We start from the raw sequence: 21,232 nt of genomic DNA, 5'->3' as shown, positions 1-21,232 counted from the left end.
GGAGCGCATGCCAGCATGTTCTAACGAAAAACCACGGCCCACGCCAACTTGATCTAGATCAAGTTATTGACAATGGTTCTTATTTATATAAACTCACGCCACTCTGCGGACCCACTTCAATCATGCACAGTACCGCCCAACCCCCGCTCCAGTCGCCGCAGCCTGCACCAGCGCCGGCACCACAGATGAATAGCGCCGAATTACTGAAAGGCGCCAGTTCCGTTGAAATCCAGCATGCCGGCCAGCGCTACCTGTTACGCGTCACGCGCGAAAACAAGCTCATCCTGACCAAGTAAGCCTTCATCCTTGCCGCACAGTTTTTTCTCTCCGTTGCAAGACTTTTCCCACAGCCAGCCCGCCGATATGCCAGCAAGCCAGTGGCCTTTTCAGCTCCGTGCGAAAATCTTCCCCTCCCGCCCATGAGCTACGCCCTCTCCCAGAAATCCACGTTCCAGCGCAGCGGCCTGCTTGGCATCGTCATTGCCGTGCATGTCGGCGTTCTGCTACTCGTCTTGGCAGCCAAAACCATCGCGCCGCAGATCATGGAAATGCCCCTGATCGTCGATTTGCTGCCCGCGCCTGAAATCGAAGCCCCACCGGAAGCCAAACCCCTGCCGGTAGCCGCCCCCACCCCGGTCAAACCGCAGCCCCGCCCCCGCCCGCAACCCAAGGAAATGCCGGCGCCGGTACTGGAAACCACCCAGAGCACGGCGCCCGCCGAGCACGCTCCGGTTGCACCGCCCGTCATCGAAACTCCACCACCGCCGCCCGCACCGCCTGCCGTCACCCAGGCGCGGTTCGACGCCGATTACCTGCGCAACCCGCCGCCGCCCTACCCCCCTCTGGCCCGCCGCATGGGCGAGGAAGGCAAGGTGGTGCTACGCGTTGCGGTCACCCCTCAAGGCAGCGCCTCCGAAGTCCAGATTCACACCTCTTCCGGTAGCACGCGCCTGGATGAATCGGCACAAAGAACAGTGCGCAACTGGAAATTCATCCCCGCCAAGCAGGGCGACACCGCCGTGTCCAGCTGGGTGCTTGTCCCCATCATCTTCAAACTGGAGCAGTAAACCATGCAGGAAACCGCCACTGGCAACGTCTTCGGCCTTGCCCACCTATGGGCGCAGGGAGACAACGTTTCCCACGCCATCGCCATCCTCATCGTCCTCATGTCCGTGATCAGCTGGTACCTGATTCTTGCCAAATCGCTCGACTGGTGGCGACTGCGCAAAGCCTCCAAAGCCGTGGCGTCGTTCTGGGCGGCCAAGAGCGTGACCGAAGGCATCGACCAGCTGCGCGCTGCCGGCGAAGACAGCCCTTATGCACAGCTGGCCAATCAGGCCAACTGCTGTAACTGCGACTGTGAAGCAGTGAGCGGCCGCCTGGTGTCGCAGTTCGACCCGTCCGAACAGATGGAACGCGCCCTGCGCCAGCAACTCGCCACCACCCAGGCCGGCATGGAAAGTGGTCTCACCTTTCTCGCCACCACCGCCGCTACGGCACCGTTTGTCGGCCTGTTCGGTACGGTGTGGGGGATTTATCACGCCCTGATCGCCATTGGCATGAGCGGCCAGGCGGCGCTGGAAAAAATCGCCGGCCCGGTCGGTGAAGCGCTGATCATGACGGCCGCCGGCCTGGCCGTCGCTCTGCCGGCCGTGTTCGCCTACAACACATTTACGCGCGCCAACCGCCTGATCCTGGCCGATCTCGACGCCTTTGCCCACGACCTGCACGCCTTCTTCACCGTCGGCAAGCCACTGCTCGCCACCAGCGCCCAGATCCACCCGCTGCGTGCCCGCGCCGCGCAAGGAGCCGCCTGACATGGCCATCGGCAGCTTCAACAACACCGGCAGCCAGATGCCGACCGCAGAAATCAACATGATCCCGTTGATCGACGTCATGCTGGTGCTGCTCATCATCTTCATGATCACTGCGCCGCTGATGACGCACTCGGTCAAGGTCGATCTGCCGCGCGCATCGAGTACACCGACGCCGGAAAAGCCGATGGTCCTGCAGGTCGCCATCACGGCTGACAACCGTGTCTTCGTCGGCAGCGAACCGGTCGACAGCCAGCAGCTCGAAGCCCGCTTCCGCGATGCCGTCGCCCAGGACAGCAATGTCGAGTTGCACCTGAAAGCCGACCGTGACAGCCGCTATGAAAGTGTCGCCGAAACCATGAGCGCCGCCCGCCGCGCCGGCCTGAGCAAGATCGGTTTCGTCACCCAGCCGACACACGAGTAAGCCGTACCGCAGCACCACACGCCCCTGGACTCTCACCGGGGGCGTCGTTTTTCCACCTCTTTCGACTTTTCTTAAACCATCCCCACTCCAGCCAGCCGTGGCAATGCCAGCCAGAGAAACCTTATGGAATTCAAGACATGTCTGCCTACAAGGAATTTGCTCTAAGTCCACTGACTCTGGCTATCCTCGTCACGCTGAGCGGACCGGCGCTCGCCGACAAACAACTCAGTGAAATCACCGTCAGCAGTGGCAAGACGGTCGGTACCCGGCCTGTGTTGCGTGACGAAATCATCGCCACCGAATCGCTCGGCGCGCGTGAGCTGGAAAAGACCGGCGCCACCATGCTGACCGAGGCGCTCGACAAGCGCCCCGGCATTTCGGTGCAGACCGAATGCTCGATCTGCAATGTGCGCAATGTCGTGCTGAACAATCTGCCGGGACGTTACACCACGCTCCTCATCGACGGCATTCCCATCTTTTCTTCCGTCTCCACCGCCTACGGACTGGACAGCGTCAGCCTGGGCGGGGTCGAGCGCATCGACATCTCGCGGGGGGCCGGCACCAGCCTGATCGCGCCGGAAGCCCTGGCCGGGTCGGTGGATATGGTGACGCGTCGGCCAACAACCGACGAATTCAAGGCGGTACAACAATTCGGCGCCTTTGGTCAGGCCAACACCGAACTCTTCGCAGCCCGTGCGTTCTCCGGCGGCGCCCTGACCGCCAATTTCAACTACAACACGCACGACACCGTCGATGCCGATGGCAACAAGGTATCGGAATACTCCGGCTATGAGCGCAAACTCGGCGGCATCGGCTTCTTCTTCGACGATGTGGGCGGCTTCAAGATTCGCGGCCGTCTCGATCTGGTTGATGAAAAACGCATGGGCGGCGCCATGGGCGACAACTACGGCAAGGTCAAACGCGACGAAAGCGGCAACCCGTTCCGCTGGAACAAGGGAAAGAATGCGTCACCAAGTCCGGACGGCTGGGTTGCCGTGGCCGGCACGGAGGATGGCACGGTAGCCCCCGGCGGCATCGTGCCTTACAGCGGCGGCCAGGGCGGCATGTCGGAGATCATCTTCACCGACCGCCAGCAGTTCGTGAGCAGCGCCACGCATGCCCTCGGGGCCGGCAAACTGCGCCTGGCCCTGGGACTGGCCAAACACAAGCAGGATTCCTACTACGAACACTCGCTCTACAAAGCCGAGCAGACGCAGTATTACCTGGAAGCGAGCACCCAACAGCCCTTGGGCGCAACGCTCGTCACCGGCGGCCTGACCTACCGTTATGAAGACCTGAAGAGCAAAGGGGCAATGGCCGACGGCACACCGAACGACGGCATCGACAACTACGAATACAAAACGCCAGGCGTCTTCCTGCAGGCCTACCACGCCTTTCTCGACGGCAAAGTGGAAATCAACGGCTCGGTGCACTACGACGATCACAACATTTTTGGCGGCATCACCAGCCCACGCTTCAATGTGCTGTGGAACCACAATCACGCCTTGAACAGCCGTTTCGCCGTGGGTCGCGGCTTCCGCGCCCCGACCTCCTTCTTCGAACAGGATCACGGCATCCTCGACACCTCACGCATCGTGCGCGAGATCAAGGAAGCAGAAATTTCCGACAACGCTTCCTATGCCCTCTCCTACGCCGGCGACCGGCTGGCCTGGGTCGGCTCCCTGAATTACAACCGCATCAAGAACATGGCGCTGCTTGATTCCGGCGCCACCGACGCCGCAGGCAGGCCCATCACCATCTTCACTTCTGCCGACAAGCCCGTCACCGTGGTCGGTGGTGATCTGACCCTCACCTACAAATTGACCCCGGCACTGGAAACCACGCTTGCGGCGGAACACTTCAAATACCGTTTCACGGAACCCGGCACCCTCGCTTTCGCCCGCCCGGAAACTCGCGCCTACCTGCGTCTGGATTACGAAAGCGGGCCATGGACCGGCATGCTGCGCGGCACCTGGACCGGCCCGATGGACCTGAAAAAGTTTTACGACTACGCCAACACCCCACGCTACAACTTCGACGGCACGCGCAAGCTGGACAAAAGCCCGGCCTACTGGACGCTCGACCTGCGGGGTGAATATCGCATCAACAAACAATGGACGGCCTTTCTCGGTATCGATAACCTGACCGATTTCAAGCAGTCGGACAAGGAAAGCATGTTGTGGGTCGATCGCCACGGCAACTTCGATGTCACCCAGATCTGGGGGCCAAATCGTGGCCGCTTCGTATATGGCGGCCTGAAACTGAGCCTTTAATTTGCCCAGCCACCGCATGCACCACGACCGAAAAGCGCTTCCTGTCGCGCTTGTCCTTGCCCTCACCCTGAGTCCTCCTGGGCATGCCGGGGTGCCGCCGGCACTCGATTTCGAGTTGTCCGATGGCGCCCGCTTCGTACGCCTGGCGGCGCTCCCAGAACGCCCTACCGTAGTCAATTTCTGGCGCGCCGACTGCCCCCCCTGCCTGCGCGAACTGCCGCTGCTCGCTGCCCTCGCCAGTCAGGGTACTGCCCGCGTCATCACCATCGCCCTGCAGCGTCCGAGTGAAACCGCCAACGCCCCGGAGCATGTCCTGAACGCCTTGCGCCCCCCTCTACTCGCCCTGCACGGCCCCAGCGAACCGCGTGGCCTGCTGGCTCGTTTCGGCAACCGCAGCGGCGCCCTGCCCCACACAGTCATCCTCAACGCACATCGCCACAGTTGTGCCCATCACAGTGGCGAGATCAATGCCCACTGGCTACAGCAGCAACTCGCGCTTTGCGCAGCGCAGAAAGCCCCCAGCCGATGAACACCTCCACCGCTCCGGCCATCCTCCTGGTCGGCCATCCCAATGTCGGCAAGTCGGTACTCTTTCACCGCCTGACCGGTGCCTACGTCAACGTATCCAACTACCCGGGCACGACGGTCGAAGTCACTCAGGCTCCGGCACGTTTTGACGCCAGTGCCACGCTGCTCGACACGCCCGGCGTACTCGCCCTGCCCTCGCGCAGCGACGATGAGCGCGCCACCATGCGCGCCTTGCTCAATGAAACAAGCCGCTGCCTGGTGCAGGTGGGGGACGCCAAGAACCTGCGCCGAACCTTGACCCTGACCGCACTCCTGGCTGAACTGGGCGTTCCCATGGTGCTGGCCCTGAACATGCACGACGAAGCCATGGCCCGCGGCGTAACGGTGGATATTCCGGCACTGGCGGAGGAGCTGGCCATTCCGGTACTGGCCACCGTCGCCACCGGCGGTGAAGGCATGGGCGAACTCACCAGCAGCATCGCCCGCGCCGCCGTGCCCGACCCTCTGCTGCATTACGACCCGCTGCTGGAAGAAGAAATCACGCTCCTGGCGGCAGCCATCGCAACGCACGCGCCGCACCCCAGCCTGGCCGCCCGTGGCCTCGCCATCCTCTTCCTCGGCAATGACACCGAGGTGGACAGCTGGTTGCGCCAGCACGCCGGCCCGGCCTACGCCCAGCTCGACGCACTGCGGCGCGCCGCCAGCCAGCGCGCCGAAGAGGACCTGCCCGGATTGCTCGCCCGCCAGCGCACCGAAGCTGCCGATGCGCTCGCCACCAGCGTCAGTCAGCGCGCCGTACGCAGCTCACCGCTGCTGGCGCAGCGCATCGGCCAGGCCGTGGTGCACCCGCTGTGGGGTATTCCCATCCTGCTCGGCGTGCTTTACGCGGTCTATCTCTTCGTCGGCGTCTTCGGTGCCACCACGCTGGTCGGCCTGCTGGAGGAAGACCTGTTCGACGGCATTCTCAACCCGGCCGTCACCGATTTCGTCACCACGCAGATCGGCAACAACGGGTTGAGCGATCTGCTGGTCGGCCAGTACGGCCTGTGGACCATGGGCATGACCTACGCGCTGGCGCTGATCCTGCCCATCGTCAGCACCTTCTTCATTGCTTTCGGCATCCTCGAAGATTCAGGCTACATGCCGCGCCTGTCGGTCATTGCCAATCGCATCTTCGCCCGCATGGGCCTCAACGGGCGCGCCGTGCTGCCGATGGTGCTGGGGCTGGGCTGTGTCACCATGGCGACGCTCACCACCCGCATTCTGCACAGCCCGCGTGAGCGCCTGATCACCATTTTCCTACTGGCGCTGGCCATTCCCTGTTCAGCCCAACTGGGGGTCGTGCTCGGCATGCTTGGCGGCGTCTCCTTCTCCGCCCTGCTGGTCTGGGCGCTGGCCATGGTCGGCGTGCTTTTCCTGAGCGGTTTCCTGGCCGCCCGTCTGGTCCCCGGCCGACGCATCCCCCTGGTGACGGAGCTGCCACCGATGCGCCTGCCGATTGCCGGCAACGTCCTGAAAAAAACCACCGGTCGCCTGAAGTGGTATCTGATCGAAGTCATTCCGCTGTTCCTGATCGGCACTTTCCTGATGTATCTGCTCGACCGGCTCGGCATTCTGCCAGCCATCATCGAAGCCGGCGAACCGCTGGTCAGCGGCTGGCTGGGACTACCCAAGGAAGCCTCCGCCGCCTTCGTGATGGGTTTCCTGCGCCGCGATTTCGGTGCCACCGGCCTGTTCATGCTGGCCGACGCCTTGAGCCCGGTGCAGGCCATTGTCGGCATGATCACCATCACCCTGTTCGTTCCCTGTTTCGCCAGCCTGCTGATGATGATCAAGGAACGCGGCCTGAAGACCGGGCTGGCGATGCTCGCCATCATCGTGCCGTTCGCCTTCCTGGTGGGCGGCCTGTGCAACCTCGTCCTGACCGCCCTCTGGTAAACCGACATGAGCCCTCACCACGACGCCCGCCTGCCGCTCGCCTTCATTCCTCCCGGCGAAGAAGTCCGTCTGGCCGGCCTGGGCGATGAAATCGACGCCTTGCAGCGCGAACAACTCACCGCCTACGGCCTGGCCGAAAACCGCCCCTTGCGCGTCCTGCAGCAAAAGCCGATGACCGTCATCCTGGCCGAAGAAGTCGAACTCGCCCTCGAACACAGTGTCGCCCGCCACATCTGGGTCGTACGTTGACGACCCGGCAGCGCCGGATCTGGCTCAGACTTGCAGAAAGCGGTCGGGAATGAGCTGACGCAGCAGGCGGCTGCCTACCCGGCGAAACACAGGGTTGTGCAGGGCCACAGCGCCCAGCAGACCGACCAGGCAGCCCAGCAGGGTATCGAAAAAACGTTCCTGAATCAGACCATGCGCCGTGGCATGACCGAGTGTCGCTGCTTCCGCCAGCAGGATGGTCAGTACAAAGGGCATCTGCCAAGCAGCAGGCCGCCCGCTGTCAGGGCGTGGCCCAGCGGCGCAGCAAGTTGTGATACACCCCGGTCAGTTTCAGCAAGCGCGGATCATCGGCCGCCACACTGCTGGTCATGCCCTGGATCGACTGGTCGAGGTCAAACAGCAAGGTACGGGCGCCATCATCCTGCACCATGCTCTGAATCCACATGAAGGAGGCAATGCGCGCGCCCTGCGTCACCGGCGTCACCCGATGCAAGCTGCTCGACGGATAAAGCACCATGTCGCCCGCCGCCAGTTTGGCCGCCTGAATGCCGAACGGCCCTTCGATTTCCAGCTCCCCTCCTTCGTATTCCTCGGGTTCAGCGAGAAAAAGCGTGGCGGAAAGATCGCTGCGTACCGAAATCGACGTGCCCGGCACCTGCATCACCGCACTGTCGACATGCGCACCATAGGTGCCTCCATCGGCATAGCGGTTGAATTTGGGTGGGTAGATCCGGCTCGGCAAAGCCGCCGAAATGAACAAAGGATGGTTGCCCAGTTTGCGCAGGATCTGGTTGCCCAGCTCCACCGCCAGCGGCGAACCGTCGGCCAGCTGCTGGTTGCGCTTGACTGCCCGGGCCAGCGTGCCGGCCGTCTTCAGGCCATCTTCCCAGGGGGCCGTGGCGAGTTGGGCACGAAACTGCCGGACTTCATCCTTGCTCAGAACACCTGCGATCGGAATCAACATAGTCAGTCCTCTTGCGTTGCCTTGAAAATCATTGCGCTGCTGATATCGGCCAGCGTCGCACAGCCCGCCTGCGCCATGCAGGCTTCCAGCTCTTCGCGCAGCAAGCGCAGCATGTGCGCCACGCCGAGCGCCCCGGCCACCGCCAGCGCATAGGTTTGCAGCCGCCCGACCAGAACGGCATCCGCCCCCAGCGCCAGCGCCTTGAACACATCGCTACCGGCCTGGATGCCGCTATCGAGCAACAACGGGTAATTCGCTCCAACCGCCTGACGAATGCAGGGCAGGACGTCCAGACTGGCGGGAACGCCATCGAGGCCGCGCCCGCCGTGGTTGGAGACGATCAGCCCGGCCACCCCGAGAGACTGCAGGCGGGTCGCATCCGCCGGGTGCAAGACACCTTTGACGACCACCGGCAGATCGGTCTGCTGCAACAGCCAGGCCAGATCATCCCAACCTGGCGCCCGTTGCATCACGCCCTGAAATATCCGGCTCTGCCCCCGCTCAAGAGTGATCGGCGCGACCGGCGGGTAATGCGCCAGATTGGCGGCCTGGACATCGTCCGGCATCCGGAACCCGGCCCGCTGCGCACGCGGGCTGGGCAGCTTGATGGCGCTATCGAGCGTCACCACCAACACCTTGTAGGCGGCAGCCTCTGCCCGCCGGAGCAGGTCGAGGGTGATTTCCCGCGTTTCCTGAAAATACAGCTGAAACCAGCGTTCTTCGCCCGCCTGCTCCGCCACCGCCTCAAGGCTGCAACCGGCCAGGGTACTCAGCACGAAACCGCTGTCGGTCGCCGCTGCCGCGCGCGCCACTTCGATCTCGCCCCGCGCGTGCGCCAGGGTCTGGTAGGCCACCGGGGCCAGCAAAATGGGATGCTGCAGCGGACGACCGAGGAGCGTGCGCGCCAAGTGTCCGTGCCGCACATCGCGCAACAGCCGCGGCCACAGGCGCACGGCATCAAACGCCGCATGATTTGCCGCCAGCGTCACCTCCCGGCCACAACCGCCGGCAATGTAGGCATGCCGCTCCGGCGACAGAAAATGTTCCGCCGCCCAGACATAATCCTGCGCACAACGAATGTCGGCAGGTAGCGAGGTCAGCGCAGGACGGTTTTCTTGCATCGGAAGCCTCTTGAAAAAACGGACGGATCAACTGATCCGTCCGCTAACTACTCCATGCGATCAGAACTCGTAATTGAACGTCAGCCGGGCGTTACGCGCATCGCCCTTGTACAGGAAGGAACCCGAACGGTAGGCCGCCAGGTAATAATCCTTGTCGAAAACGTTACCTACATTCAAACGCAACTTGGCTGCCTTGTTCAGACGGTAATCGGCAAAGAAATCCCAGACGGTATAGCCGGGCACCGGCTGCGAATACTGCCCCTGGGCATTAAACGCCGCCGCACTGTCCGGTTGTCCCGCATATTTCTTGCTCTCGTATTTGACCGCAGCGCCCAGAGCAAATTTTTCCGTCGCCTGGTAACGCAACTGCGCCGACGCCGTCTTGTCGGCAAAGTTGCTCAAGGTCTTACCACGGCTGGCGGGCGTTGCCGATTTGAGCACTTCGGCATCCATGAAGGCCACCCCGGCAAAGGCGCTCAGTTTATCCGTCAGGTTGCCGGACAGGCCGAACTCGATGCCGCGCACCCGGTTCTTGCCGCTATTGAAGGTACCGGCAATACCGTAATCCGCGCCTTCCATCACATCCGACTTGGTAATCTGGAACACCACCGCCGTCGCCAGCAACTTGCCGCCCAGCAGGTTCCACTTGGTTCCCAGTTCGACATTCTCGGTTTTTTCCGGCTTCGCCCCGGCGGCCTGGCCATTGAAGGTGATCAAGCCGCCGTAACCGCCACTGGTCCCGACATCGGATTCGCCGCCATTGATGTCCTTGGCCGTGGCATAGGTCAGATAAACGTTGGCATAGGGCAGGAATTTGTAGGTCACGCCAACATGACCATTCCACATGTCGTCGCTGTAGTTGTAATCACCCGTCCGCACTGCGGTCGTAGCATTACGCGTGACCAGGGACAGCTTGGTGCGGTCGTAGCGGACACCGGCAAAAGCGGTCCACTTCTCGCTCAGATCAACCGTATCCATGACATAGGCGGAAACCGTCTTGGCCTGCCAGTCTTGATCCCAGCCGCCCTTGCTCATGTTGCGCGACACGGCACCCCGTACCTGGTCGAACGCGACCGGGTTGGCACTGGTTGCACCGACAAAACGGTACACCCCGTTGAGCACGCTGTGATCGGTGTATTCCAACCCGAAGTTGAGCTCATGTTTCATGCCACCCAAGACGGTATTGACGAAGAGGTTGGTCTGATTGGCCAGATAATCCACCTCCTGCCAGCCGTTGTGCGTGGACAGACGCAGACTGCTGTCGCTGACATAGCCCGCACCCGTCGTCACGTAGCCATTGTCAGTGCGCCCGTAGCGGGTGGCATTGGTAAGAGTCACCCCATCATTGATGCGATATTTCAGACGTGCGGTGAAGGTATCCACGTCAGAGGTCAGGAAATCCTGCATCTGCGCATAGACCGGTTCCTTCTTGAAGGGCTTGCGGTTAGGCACCGTGCCGTACAGATACGAGCCCAGATCGGGGCGGTCCTCACCGCGGAAACCGTAGTAATCGAGCAGGATATTGAGATTCTCGCTCGGCTTGATCAGGGCGGACAGCGCCACGCCCTTGCGCTCGCGGTTGGCCGGCGCACGATCCGGCACATCTTCCTTGGCGTAGAGCAGATTGGCGCGCAGGGCAACGCTATCGGTCAGGGTGTAGTTGGTGTCGACCGTCAGACGATGGTGCTTGTCGGTACCCACACCGACCGACAGTTTGGTGAAATCGAAATCGGTCGTTGCCTGCTTGGTGATCGAATTGATCGCCCCACCCGCCGTGCCGCGACCGGCAAAACTGGAACTCGGGCCTTTCGAAATCTCGACCTGTTCGACGGCAAAGCTCTCGCGGATGCTCATGCCGGGATCGCGCAGTCCGTCCACAAACACGTCGCTGCGTGCTTCCTGACCACGGATGATGTAGCGGTCACCAAAGGCATTGCCGTTTTCGCCCGTCCCGAGCGTGATGCCGGGTTGCGTGTCGAGAATGTCGCGCAGATCGGTGTAACCGGAGTCTTCGATCTGCGTCTTGGTCAGGACGCTGATCGTGGCCGGTGTTTCAGCCAGTGGCCGGGTCCGGCGCTCATCACCGGAAATGCGCGCCTTGTACGGCGCATCCGCTTCGGAATAAGGGTTGTGATCATAGGCCCGCTCCACCACGGTCACCGGCGCCATTTCGACCTCCTGCGCCAGCGCCACGCCGGGCACCAGCATGGTCGATGAAATTCCCAGGGCGATCCCCGTTTTCCTGAGGGCACCCGGGGCGCCAGAGCTTGCCGACGAGGCGAGGGGCTGGGTCCGGAACGACCCCGGAACCCTGATTTTCTGGTTGTTATCGTGCATCTTCATTGATCCGCAAAACGCCGCACCAACACCTGTACCGAACGTACCGGAAAACCAGGAACAGGGTTCAAGGCATCAGAAGCACGCCAGCACGGGGCATCCTGCGACAGACATAGAGAAAGGAGGAGCGAACTGCCGGGGTGGATCGACTACCGTCATCGCGAAAGAGAACGGCTGTGCGCAGCACAATGCGGCGCGCTCGACCCCTCCGCGGCATAACTGGCTGGCGTTGGGCTGGCTTGTCAGAATGGGAATCTATCTCATTCGCCTTGCTTTTACAAGTCGACACAGAGACGAGACATCGGCGCCGGAACCTAGCAGGCGCGGGACAACAAGCGATCCAGCTGATTGGCAAAAGCCTGTCGGTCAGCACTTGAAAGCGACGCCGGGCCACCGGTTTCAACGCCGCTGTTGCGCAAGCTTTCCATGAAATTACGCATGCTCAACCGCTCCTGGATGTTGCCCTTATCCAGCAATTCACCGCGCGGATCGATCACCACTGCGCCTTTGGCAATCACCAAGGCCGCCAGCGGTACATCGGCCGTCACGACGACATCACCCGCCACGACTTCCTGGGCAATTTTCTGGTCCGCCACGTCGAAACCGGCAGGCACCTGCAGCGCCTTGATCCACGGCGAAGGCGGCACCCGCAACATCTGATTGGCAATCAGCGTCAGCTCGATCCGGGTACGATTGGCCGCACGATAGAGAATTTCCTTGACCGCCACCGGACAGGCATCGGCATCCACCCAAATTTTCATCCTGACTTTCCCATGAAGTTATCCCTGCCGAGCCCGCGGTTCGACGACGAAAGATGACATGCTTTGGCCCACGACGCATCAATTATCCTGCCACAGGCACTGACATCCCTTGCTCAGATCCACCGCTTTCGCAGTTGCCGAAAAAAGCGACAGGCAATGGAAGGCATAAGCATAGTGGGCAATATTATTGAATCGCCTATCGCTTCGCCGTAAGCTCCGCCCTGCGCTTTTTCTCCACACCATTCACTCAACAACGGAAACGCCATCATGAAACTTGAAACGCTTGCCGTACACGGCGGCTACAGTCCCGACCCAACGACCAAATCGGTTGCCGTACCCATCTACCAGACCACTTCCTACGCCTTCGACAGCACCCAGCACGGCGCCGACCTGTTCGACCTCAAGGTCGCGGGCAACATCTACACCCGCATCATGAATCCGACCACCGACGTGCTGGAAAAGCGCGTCGCCGCGATGGAAGGCGGCATTGCGGCGCTGGCCATGGCCTCGGGCATGGCGGCGATCACCGCTGCGATCCAGACGATTGCCGAAGCCGGCGACAACATCGTCACGTCCAGCACCTTGTATGGCGGCACCTACAACCTGTTTGCCCACACCCTGCCGCAATATGGCATCGAGGTGCGCTTCGCCGATTACCGTGACCCGGCAGCCTTCGAAAAACTGATCGACGGCAAGACCAAGGCGGTGTTCTGCGAATCGGTCGGCAACCCGCTCGGCAACATCACCGACTTCGAAAAGCTCGCCGAGATCGCCCACAAGCATGGCGTGCCGGTCATCGTCGACAACACCGTGCCCTCGCCTTACCTGTGCCGCCCGTTCGAGCACGGCGCCGACATCGTCGTCCATGCCCTGACCAAGTACCTCGGCGGCCATGGCAATTCCATCGGCGGCATCATCGTCGATAGCGGCAAGTTCCCGTGGGCCGAGCACAAGGCCAAGTTCAAGCGTCTCAACGAACCGGACGTGTCCTACCACGGCGTCGTCTATACCGAAGCCCTCGGTGCCGCCGCCTACATCGGCCGCGCCCGCGTCGTGCCGCTGCGCAACATGGGCGCGGCGATTTCGCCCTTCAACTCGTTCCTGATCCTGCAGGGCATCGAAACCCTGGCGCTGCGCATGGACCGCATCTGCGACAACTCGCTGAAGATCGCCCAGTTCCTGCAGAAGCACCCGAAGGTCAGCTGGGTCAATTACGCCGGCCTGCCCGACCACAAGGACCATGCACTGGTGCAGAAGTACATGGGTGGCCGCGCCTCCGGCATCCTCAACTTCGGTGTCAAGGGAACGAACTGCGGAGGCCGCGAAGGCGGCGGCAAGTTCCAGGATGCACTGAAGCTGGTCACCCGCCTGGTGAACATCGGTGACTGCAAGACGCTCGCCTGCCACCCGGCCTCGACCACGCACCGCCAGCTGTCGCCGGAAGAACTGGCCAAGGCCGGTGTCTCCGAAGACATGATCCGCCTGTCGGTGGGCATCGAGCACATCGACGACCTCATCGCCGATCTCGATCAGGCCCTCAACGCCGCCTGATCCTCTGCGCCAGCCGCGGAACAACAGCCCGGGTGACTGCCCGGGCTGTTTTGCAAGCCCCGGGGCTTATGCGAAAATCCTGCCCATGAAAAAATCTTCGCCCCTCCTCTGTCTGCTCCTGCCGGTCGCGTTGCTGCTGAATGGCTGCGACCAGTTGTCCTCAACGCTGGGGGTGGAAACACCGGCACAAAAAGAAGCCAAGAACGACTCCGAGGGACGCGCTGTCGGCAGCGCCTGCCGCCATTCCGGACGGGCCATCGAAGATTGCTATTCGATCTACGCCTGGCTACCAAAATCAAGCATCTATGCCGGCTGGCGCGAAATGGACGAGTACATGCGGGAAAACAAGCTGGACACCATCGCCCCGCAACTTCCGCCACCGCAACCGCCAAACGCAAGCAAAAAGAAAAAGAAGGCGAGCAGTGCCGACACCGACCTCGTGCCAGAAGCAGCCCCCCCGGCTGTGCCTGCTCCGCAGCCGGCTCCTGCGGCTCCCGCCACAGCGGAACCGAGCAACGCCCCTGCTGCCAGCTGACCCTCGCCTCCCGCCGGCAACACCGGAAATGCGGGCTCACTCCTGCGGCGTAAGAATTTCCTCGCACTCCGTCCCGCCATCGCTACGCGCCGTGCTCAGAATGGGGAACATGTGCCATAGCCAGAGCGCGTAGGCCAGAGCCCAGCAGGCACCGGACGCGCCCCACACCACCCCGGCCGGCAGCACCGGCCAGGCACTGGCGGCGCGCAGCAGCGCCCCCAACACCAGCGCCGCAGCGCCAATCGGCACCCAGGCGCGTCGCTCGAGCGGATGACCGCTATGAATGCGCCCGGCAATATTCAACACAGCGTAGACGGCAATCCCCAGCCCCCCCACGGTCAGCAGGTGACGCCCGGCAGAAAATGTACCGCTGGCCAGCAACAGGTCCCAGCCGATCAGGGCATAACCTGCCGCCATCAAGCAGTACACCGAAAACAGGATCAACGGCCAACGGCGCAACAAAGCACGGCCAAGGTGCCAGTCGCTCTGCAGATGCAACAGTGCCGCCATGGCTGCCAGCGCCAGCCAGCCGCCCAGACGGTTGCCGGGCAGGAAGAATTCAGCGGCGGTATAGGCGGCGATGCAGACGATGGCGAGATTGCGCTTGGGCGGGCGGGCGCGATACACGGTATCCGCCGCCTCGCCGCGCCGGGCGGCTTCCTCGTTCAGCGCGTCGTTCATGATGCGCATGGAAATCCGGCTCATGGCAAGCACGATGAAAATCATGAACAGGCCCAGGGCGACATGCAGCCAGCGCCCCGGCGGCTCGTCGCGCAGAGCGTCGACATAGAAGCCCGCCACCACGCCGGCCAGCGCCAGCAAGGCCCAGGCGAAGGAAATGTGCCGTCGGTCCGGCGCGGCGAAAAGACGCGGGGCCAGCAGATAAAGCAGCCCGCCGAGCAAGGCCAGATGCGCCGCCCCGGACAAGGCCAGCGCCGGCGCGCCGAGCAGCCCGGACAACCAGAAGCCCAGCCGCCCGAGCAGCCACAGCCCGAACAGCCGGCGCACCGTGCACGGTGCGATGCTCGGCGTATCGGTGAATTCCGGGAAAGCGGTCAACGCGAAACCGGCCAGCGCCGCCAGGGCAAAGCCGAAAATCAGCTCATGCGCGTGCCAGATGAACGGCCCGCCCGGCACCTGCGGCACCGGCAGCGCGCCGCCGGTCAGGAGAAACAGCACCCACCAGCCGAGCAAGGCCACGGCCATGCCCGCCGAGGCCAGGAAAAAGGAGCGGAAACCGCACATCCAGACGGGGGCGCTTGGCAAATACATTCGCAGCTGCATTTTCATCATGTCCGGCGCTCCTGCGGCGGCGTCAATGGCGTCTGCTGTGTCACCTGCATTTGCGTCGACTCGATTTGCGTCGACCGCACCTGCGCCGCCCCAAGCTGCGGCGGCAGAATGTCGAAGCTCGCGCACACCGCCGGGTGCTGCAGAAATTCGGCGGTCAGGCGGTACACCTCGGCATCGCTGCGCAGGCGGGCCGGTTGCTGCAATTCCAGGCGATGCACGATGCGCCCCGGCTCTGCCGCCATGACGAGAATGCTGTCGGCCAGCCGCACCGCTTCCATCAGGTCGTGGGTAATCATCAGCACTGTCAGCCCGTGCGCCGCCTGATGTTCGAGCAGCAGGCGATGCAGTTGCTGTTTCAGGCCGATGTCGAGCGCCGAGAACGGCTCGTCCATCAGCAGCAGATCGGGCGCCAGCACCAACGCCCGAGCCAGCGCCGCCCGGCTCTGCATGCCGCCGGACAGTTCGTGCGGAAACTGGCCGAGCGCCAGCGCATCCAGCCCCACCGCCTCGGCCAGCGCTTTCGCCCTGTCCAAACGCTCTACCACCGGCACGCCGAGCGCCTGCAAGCCGAGCGCGATGTTGTCCTGTGTAGTTTTCCAGGGCAACAGGCGCGGCTGCTGGAACATCACCGCCGAACGCTCGAAAGGATTGCCGAGCGCGCCTTTCTGCACGCTCAACAGACCGGCGCACAGGTGCAGCAAGGTGGTCTTGCCGCAGCCGGAAGGCCCGACCAGCGCCACCGTGCGCCCGGCCGGGACGCTGAATTCAATATCTTCCAGCACCGTACGCGGCGGATAGCTGTGGCTCAAGCCACGGATTTCCAGCGCCTGACTCATCGCATCCGCTCCCCGCCGCCTTCCTGGCTGCGCCAGCGTTCGAGTTCGCGCTTGATCGGCTCCAGAAAGAGATATTCCACCGCCAGCAGGGCCAGCACCACGGCGGCGATCCAGGCCAGCGTCGCGGCTGTGTCCAGTTGCGAGCGGCTCACCGCCAGCGCCGCGCCGACGCCGTCGGCGGACGACAGCAATTCGGCCATCACCACCACCTTCCACGACGTGCCGAGCGCCGTAATCCAGGCCGGAAACAGGTAGGAAATGACGTGCGGCAGGTAGAGGTCGAAGAATTTCATGCGCGCCGGCAAGCGGAACACCGTCGCCATGTCCTTCAACTGCCCGTCCAGGGTGCGCGTGCCTTGCAGCGCGCCGACGAAAATCACCGGAAAACAGGCGATGAACACGGTGAATACCGGCGTGCCGTCGCTCGCGCCGAACCACAGCATCGCCAGCACCAGCCAGGCAATCGGCGGCGTGCCGAGCAGCACGGTGACGAGCGGGCGCGCCATCATCGAGGCGGTGAGCGACACCCCAGCCAGCATGCCGAGCAGGCTGCCCGCGGCAATCGCCAGCGCCAGACCGATCAGCGCGCGGCGGGCGGTGACGAAGAGTTCCGGCCAGGCCGCGCCACTCCCCAGCAAGTCGCCCAGGGTGGCGAACACGCTCAGAGGATCGGGCAGGATCAAGGCGCCGTAGAGGGCGCTTCCCGCTTCCCAGGCGGCGAGCAGGAGAAAGAGGCTGGCGAGCGCCCCCCAGCCGCTCCACAGATAAGCCGGAATGCCGGCCAGCCAGGCGCGCAGGAGTTTCATGGGGAGTACGGAGCGGGCAGAAGAACAGGTAATCGGGGGATCATCGGGCGGAGTCAGGGTGATAGTAGAAATCCGGCGCCGGCAGTTTGCCGCCGATCAGACCCGGCTGGCGCTCGTACAGGAGCTGAAAGAAATATGTCAGTTCGGGCTGCGCATCAGCGGCGGTGACGAACACGGCATTATCGACGCGCACCGAATCGGCGACAGCTTCCGGCGTCAGCAGATCGATCCGCCGGGCGACCAGCGCACCGCACTCCTGCGGCTGTTGCTCGCACCAGCGCAGGGAGGCGGCATAGGCCTTCTGAAAACGCTCGATCAGCGCCGGGTGGGCAAGCACCTTCCCCATCGCCACGATCCCCGCCTGTGGAATGCGCGCCTCACGCCGCAAAAGCCGCCCCCATTCCTGCTGCACATCGACACTGCGGTATAAATCGGGCGCGATCAGGCTGACCGGGAAGGATTTGGTCTTGCGCAGGGCCATCGACACGGCCGGCTCGGCCAGCAACGCGTGATCGGCCCGCCGGGCAATGAGCAACTGCATGGCATCGAGCGGAGTGCCGACGTAGCGCAGGCGGAAATTCTTTTTCGGGTCCAGCCCGGCCTTGGCGGCCAGCGTCTGGAACACGATGTCCGGCATGTCGGCGCGGAAGGGCATCAGCACTTCCTTGCCCTGGAAATCGGCCAGGGTTTTCAGCTTGGGATCGCGCGACACCAGCCACAGCACGCCCCAGGTGGAAATGTTGATGAGCTTGAGCTTCACGCCGCGGTTGTACAGGTTGGCCGCGACATTGCTCGGCATGGCAATGAAATCCGCCGGCTGCTTGCTGTCCAGCGCCAGCACGCGCAGCTGGTCGGGATCTTTCCAGGGTACGAACTCGACCGTTTCCGCCACGTCCTTCAAAGCGCCGCTTTCGACCATGTGGATGAGCGGAAAGGAGACGGCGGCAAATGGACCGGACAAGGTCAGTTTCGGCAGTCTGGCGGGGGTAGAGGCCGCTGTTGCGGCCGCTCCGGGAGCCGCCGCACCGACGCTGACGGACACCACACATGCCGCCAACAACCCGATATAGCGGGCAAGAAAAGCCAACTTCATTTCTCTCTTCCTCGTAAACACAAACGCCGCCATCAATCCCCCCGCCTGCAATAGCGCCGGCAACTCAGAAACTGCCACGCCAGGCAATCTGGACATTACGCCCCGGCGCCTTGATCTCGCTGCCGGACAGCCCTTCGCTCAAATGCTCATGATAGGTCTTGTCGGCAATATTCCTGACTGCCAGCCGCAGGCTCTGGTTTTTCGCGAACTGCCAGGTTGCCCCCAGATCGGCGGTGACGAACCCCGCCGTACGGTTTTCCGTACCATTGGTAAAGCGGGTGGCGACACGTTTCTGCTCATCGACCAGGCGCAGCGTGAAATCGCCCTTGACGCCGGGCATGATCTGACCGATCCAGCCAAGCGAGACTTCATCTGCCGGCATCTGGAACAGCGGCTCGTTCATGTCGTCGTTCTCGCCGCGAATGCGCGAGTAGCTGGCGTTCAGCCAGTGACTGCCGCTGACCTGCCAGGCCACTTTCGCCTCGAAACCCTTGATCGTCGCACTGCCGAGGTTGACGGTCTTCTTGCAGAAGGCATTCCCGGCACAAGCCGGCGTCGTGGCGGCAGGCATGATCTGGCCGGTGAGGTAATTGTCGATCTTGTTGTAAAAGGCGGACACTTGGTAATTCAACGCTGAGGTCTCACCCTTGATCCCGATTTCATACTGATCCGCCTGCTCTGCCTCGACCTCTGGACTGCCGGTGTAATAGTAACCATCGCCCCGTGGCCCGGATTCGAAACGCTCGCGCATGCCGGGAGCACGGAAGGCACGGGCATAACTGGCATACGGACGCAACAGCGGCGCCACTTCATAAATCGCCCCCAGACTGCCGGAAACGGCACTTTCCTTCTCTTTCAGCCCGGAAAAACGGCGCATCGCCGGATTGGCTGCATTGGGATTCATACTTTTTGCACTTCCCTCAACCTGATCCCAGCGCAAACCGGCAAGCACATTGAGCTGGCCAAAACGCATGTCATCCTGCAGATACAAACCCAACGCCCGAATTTCAGCATCCTGAAACGGATTGTTCACCACCGGTGCTGGAAATGCCGGCGGCGAACTCATGCGCCGGTCTGGATTACCGCTCATTTTCCAGGCGTTCACACCAAGCGCCAGCTGATGCTGCGGGTGAACCCACCAATCCGCCTTGGCGTCGACGCCATCGGTACGGAAGGTGACCTCATTGGTGACCATGTCACGGTTGAAGCGATTGGCCCAGGAGTAGATGCTGCGCTCCATCTCCTGACGATAGACACGCACATCAAAATTGAACGGCGCCGCCCCGTCCCCCTTGCGGCTGTAACCCGCTTCGTACAGACGGCGCTCCTGTTTCGGCGAATGCACGGTATTCGTACCAACCGCCGGATTGGCCGGATTGATGGGGCGGGTCGAACCCGGGTACCAGACATCTTCATCCCGGTGCCATTGCGCTGAAACGCGCAACTGCTGCTGACTGTCGATGCGGAAGCGGTACTGGCCGATGACGGCATCGGAATCGTAACCGGTGCGCTTGACGCGGCCTTCCGGCGACTTGTAATCGTCGATGCGCGCCAGCGACGCACCCAGCATCAGCGCGTGGTCGCCCGCGCTGGCGTTCATCACCGCCGTGCCACGCCAGCCCTGGCTGACACTGTCGTAGCTGGCTCCGGCATTGACGCCAACGCCCGGCGTGAAGCGCGCCTGCGGCATCAGCACGTTGATTGCGCCACCGAGCGCCCCCGTCCCGTACAACACCGACGCCCCGCCTTTGACCACCTCGATGCGCTCCGCCAGACCCAGCGTCATGAACGAGGCAATCGCACCGGCCGGCTGCGCCGAATTGAAGCGCATGCCATCGACCAGCAGCACCATGCTTTCCTTGCCTAGGCCGCGGATGACCGGGTTCTGCCCCTGCGCGCTATCGTTGGAAACGGCGATCCCCGGTTCGCCGCGCAAGGCATCGCCGACGTTGGCCGCGCCGCGCCGTGCGATCTCTTCCCGATCGAGCGACAACGTGCTGACCGGCGTTTCCAGATCCGCCGCGGCATAACCCTTGGCGGTGACGTTAACTGTGGCCAGCGTCGCTTCTTCAGCACGGACAGGGGCGAACACGCATAACAGCGCCAACGCCAACGGGGAAATACGGGGCAGATCCATGAAATAACTCCGGAAAGCATGGCTGGCTGGCGTCGTGCTGGCTTGCCGGTGAGGTGTTGAACAAAGAAAAGCAGACTCTAGTTAATGATAACAATTCTCACCTTGATTGACATCAAAGATCCAGTCCGTGCTCCCACATCCGGTGCCATGGTCGGAGACAAAACGGCCACCCTCACCCAAAACATCCGCACAGTAAAAAACTGCACCTTTCCGATGTCTTCCAGAAAAAACGATAAAAATACCTGCAGCAGGCATTGCACGGCGACCGCAAATCATTGATAATCCCGCGCTTCCCAGATCGGCCAATACCGCCGGTCGCTTGACTAAAGGAAATGAAATGAAAGCCGAAATCCACCCGAACTACCACGAAGTGCAGGTCACCTGCTCCTGTGGCAACACCTTCGCCACCAAGTCGACCATGGCCAAGGACGCCTTCCACATCGAAGTCTGCGCCGCCTGCCATCCCTTCTACACCGGCAAGCAGAAGATCGTCGACACCGCCGGTCGTGTTGAGAAGTTCAACCAGAAATTCGGCGCCATGCGTCGCAAGACCGCAGCCTGATCCGCAGTTCACGAATACCAGGGGCAGCCGG

Annotated in this window: 21 protein-coding genes; 11 read left to right on the top strand and 10 right to left on the bottom strand. The window is 62.6% G+C overall.

The features are described 5' to 3' along the window. Positions 1–122: 122 nt before the first annotated feature. The 8 genes from hemP to JYJ39_RS05965 all read left to right on the top strand — a co-directional run bounded on the left by hemP (position 123) and on the right by JYJ39_RS05965 (position 7,226). Positions 123–296: a hemin uptake protein HemP gene (gene hemP, locus JYJ39_RS06000; protein WP_205202892.1), complete on the top strand. Its 174-nt coding sequence runs from the start codon at positions 123–125 to the stop codon at positions 294–296. Between the two features lie 123 nt (positions 297–419). Further along, complete coding sequence (locus tag JYJ39_RS14015; RefSeq protein ID WP_240189561.1) at positions 420–1,067, top strand: energy transducer TonB; 648 nt, start codon at positions 420–422, stop codon at positions 1,065–1,067. A gap of 3 nt (positions 1,068–1,070) precedes the next feature. Next, positions 1,071–1,817, top strand: coding sequence for a MotA/TolQ/ExbB proton channel family protein (locus tag JYJ39_RS05990; protein WP_205202891.1), 747 nt, complete (start codon positions 1,071–1,073; stop codon positions 1,815–1,817). Position 1,818: 1 nt separating this feature from the next. Beyond that, positions 1,819–2,238 (top strand): ExbD/TolR family protein, encoded by a 420-nt coding sequence (locus tag JYJ39_RS05985; protein ID WP_205202890.1) that lies wholly within the window; start codon positions 1,819–1,821, stop codon positions 2,236–2,238. Between the two features lie 137 nt (positions 2,239–2,375). Then, complete coding sequence (locus tag JYJ39_RS05980) at positions 2,376–4,511, top strand: TonB-dependent receptor plug domain-containing protein (protein ID WP_205202889.1); 2,136 nt, start codon at positions 2,376–2,378, stop codon at positions 4,509–4,511. 16 nt (positions 4,512–4,527) lie between these two features. Beyond that, the gene (locus JYJ39_RS05975; protein WP_205202888.1) at positions 4,528–5,040 is read left to right on the top strand and encodes a TlpA family protein disulfide reductase; all 513 of its coding nucleotides are present in this window, start codon (positions 4,528–4,530) and stop codon (positions 5,038–5,040) included. Further along, a complete protein-coding gene (gene feoB / locus JYJ39_RS05970) occupies positions 5,037–6,977 on the top strand; it encodes a ferrous iron transport protein B (protein WP_205202887.1) in 1,941 nt (646 codons plus the stop codon). The genes JYJ39_RS05975 and feoB overlap by 4 nt, the downstream gene beginning before the upstream one ends. 6 nt (positions 6,978–6,983) lie before the next feature. After that, complete coding sequence (locus JYJ39_RS05965) at positions 6,984–7,226, top strand: FeoA family protein (RefSeq protein ID WP_205202886.1); 243 nt, start codon at positions 6,984–6,986, stop codon at positions 7,224–7,226. Between the two features lie 24 nt (positions 7,227–7,250). Here JYJ39_RS05965 and JYJ39_RS05960 read toward each other — a convergent pair whose 3' ends face one another. The 5 genes from JYJ39_RS05960 to JYJ39_RS05940 all read right to left on the bottom strand — a co-directional run bounded on the left by JYJ39_RS05960 (position 7,251) and on the right by JYJ39_RS05940 (position 12,388). Continuing rightward, positions 7,251–7,460: a hypothetical protein gene (locus JYJ39_RS05960; protein WP_205202885.1), complete on the bottom strand. Its 210-nt coding sequence runs from the start codon at positions 7,458–7,460 to the stop codon at positions 7,251–7,253. Between the two features lie 25 nt (positions 7,461–7,485). After that, complete coding sequence (locus tag JYJ39_RS05955) at positions 7,486–8,169, bottom strand: Fe2+-dependent dioxygenase (RefSeq protein ID WP_205202884.1); 684 nt, start codon at positions 8,167–8,169, stop codon at positions 7,486–7,488. Between the two features lie 2 nt (positions 8,170–8,171). Next, entirely contained in the window at positions 8,172–9,290 is a 1,119-nt protein-coding gene (locus JYJ39_RS05950) for an alpha-hydroxy acid oxidase (protein WP_205202883.1), read from the bottom strand. A gap of 60 nt (positions 9,291–9,350) precedes the next feature. Further along, positions 9,351–11,627, bottom strand: coding sequence for a TonB-dependent receptor (locus tag JYJ39_RS05945; RefSeq protein ID WP_205202882.1), 2,277 nt, complete (start codon positions 11,625–11,627; stop codon positions 9,351–9,353). Between the two features lie 314 nt (positions 11,628–11,941). Beyond that, positions 11,942–12,388: a YaiI/YqxD family protein gene (locus tag JYJ39_RS05940; protein ID WP_205202880.1), complete on the bottom strand. Its 447-nt coding sequence runs from the start codon at positions 12,386–12,388 to the stop codon at positions 11,942–11,944. A gap of 267 nt (positions 12,389–12,655) precedes the next feature. Here JYJ39_RS05940 and JYJ39_RS05935 point away from each other — a divergent pair, with 267 nt between their 5' ends. Together JYJ39_RS05935 and JYJ39_RS05930 are read left to right on the top strand one after the other, a co-directional pair. After that, on the top strand, positions 12,656–13,939 hold the full coding sequence (locus JYJ39_RS05935; RefSeq protein ID WP_205202878.1) for an O-acetylhomoserine aminocarboxypropyltransferase/cysteine synthase family protein: 1,284 nt from the start codon (positions 12,656–12,658) through the stop codon (positions 13,937–13,939). An 85-nt stretch (positions 13,940–14,024) separates the two neighbouring features. Beyond that, positions 14,025–14,474, top strand: coding sequence for a hypothetical protein (locus tag JYJ39_RS05930; RefSeq protein ID WP_205202876.1), 450 nt, complete (start codon positions 14,025–14,027; stop codon positions 14,472–14,474). Positions 14,475–14,510: 36 nt separating this feature from the next. Here JYJ39_RS05930 and JYJ39_RS05925 read toward each other — a convergent pair whose 3' ends face one another. The 5 genes from JYJ39_RS05925 to JYJ39_RS05905 form a co-directional block, all read right to left on the bottom strand. Then, entirely contained in the window at positions 14,511–15,767 is a 1,257-nt protein-coding gene (locus tag JYJ39_RS05925) for an NnrS family protein (protein ID WP_240189560.1), read from the bottom strand. Beyond that, entirely contained in the window at positions 15,764–16,603 is an 840-nt protein-coding gene (locus tag JYJ39_RS05920) for an ABC transporter ATP-binding protein (protein ID WP_205202874.1), read from the bottom strand. The genes JYJ39_RS05925 and JYJ39_RS05920 overlap by 4 nt, the downstream gene beginning before the upstream one ends. After that, on the bottom strand, positions 16,600–17,409 hold the full coding sequence (locus JYJ39_RS05915; protein WP_205202873.1) for an ABC transporter permease: 810 nt from the start codon (positions 17,407–17,409) through the stop codon (positions 16,600–16,602). Before JYJ39_RS05915 ends, JYJ39_RS05920 begins: the two co-directional genes overlap by 4 nt. Positions 17,410–17,449: 40 nt before the next feature. Then, on the bottom strand, positions 17,450–18,502 hold the full coding sequence (locus JYJ39_RS05910; RefSeq protein ID WP_240189559.1) for an ABC transporter substrate-binding protein: 1,053 nt from the start codon (positions 18,500–18,502) through the stop codon (positions 17,450–17,452). A 64-nt stretch (positions 18,503–18,566) separates the two neighbouring features. After that, the gene (locus JYJ39_RS05905) at positions 18,567–20,639 is read right to left on the bottom strand and encodes a TonB-dependent receptor (RefSeq protein WP_205202872.1); all 2,073 of its coding nucleotides are present in this window, start codon (positions 20,637–20,639) and stop codon (positions 18,567–18,569) included. Positions 20,640–20,976: 337 nt separating this feature from the next. Here JYJ39_RS05905 and rpmE point away from each other — a divergent pair, with 337 nt between their 5' ends. Then, positions 20,977–21,201, top strand: coding sequence for a 50S ribosomal protein L31 (gene rpmE / locus JYJ39_RS05900; protein WP_205202871.1), 225 nt, complete (start codon positions 20,977–20,979; stop codon positions 21,199–21,201). Positions 21,202–21,232 lie beyond the last annotated feature (31 nt).

The sequence above is a fragment of the Azonexus hydrophilus genome, from assembly GCF_905120355.1.
Lineage (GTDB): Bacteria > Pseudomonadota > Gammaproteobacteria > Burkholderiales > Rhodocyclaceae > Azonexus.
Note: the sequence above shows the minus strand (reverse complement) of the source record. Positions and strands in the feature narration are given on the sequence as shown.